The following is a 718-nucleotide window of genomic DNA, read 5'->3' as shown; positions in this document are numbered from 1 at the left end:
AGGGGGATGAGGTAGCGCCGGGAGCGGGGAGACGGCGTGACGGCAGGTGGCGGGGGGTCCTCGCCGTCGCCCTGCTGCTCGCGCAGGCCGCCGTACTGGCCGTGGTCTTCCGCGCGCCCCTCGCCGACCGCTCATTCGGGTGGTACGCGCTCGCCTGGGTGACGTTCGCGGCGGCCGTGTGGGCGGTGCGCGGCGTGCCGGGCCCCGCGGCGGGACGGCTGGTGCTGGCGGGCGGCCTGCTCATGATCGCCACCGGGCTGGCGGGCCCTCCGGCGACCAGCACCGACTCCTTCCGCTACGTCTGGGACGGCCGGGTCCAGTCGGCCGGCCTCTCGCCCTACGACCATGCCCCCGCCGACCCCGCGCTCGCCGGGCTCCGGGACCCGTGGTTGTTCCCCAGCTGCTCGGAGGGGCACTTCTACCCGATCGGCGGGGGCGCGTGCACGAGGATCAACCGGCCGTCGGAGCACACGATCTATCCGCCGCTGGCGGAGGCGTACTTCCTGGTGGTGGACCGGCTCTCGCCCGGCGGCGCCCGGCACAAGCCGCTGCAGGTCGCCGGCGCGCTGCTGGCGGCGGGCACCCTGCTGGTCCTGCTGCGCAGGGGCGGTGCCCGGCGGGCCGTGTACTGGGCGTGGTGCCCGGCCGTCCCCATGGAGGCGGTCAACAACGCCCACGTCGACATGCTCGCGGTCGCCGCCGTGGTGCTGGCGTTCGG

General features: G+C 76.0%; 1 pseudogene. It reads left to right on the top strand.

Features of this window, described 5'->3' with window-relative positions:
• Positions 1–718: pseudogene (locus tag E1295_RS49595) on the top strand (hypothetical protein); the annotation flags it as partial.

Source organism: Nonomuraea mesophila, assembly GCF_004352805.1.
GTDB classification, from domain to species: domain Bacteria; phylum Actinomycetota; class Actinomycetes; order Streptosporangiales; family Streptosporangiaceae; genus Nonomuraea; species Nonomuraea longispora.
Note: the sequence above shows the minus strand (reverse complement) of the source record. Positions and strands in the feature narration are given on the sequence as shown.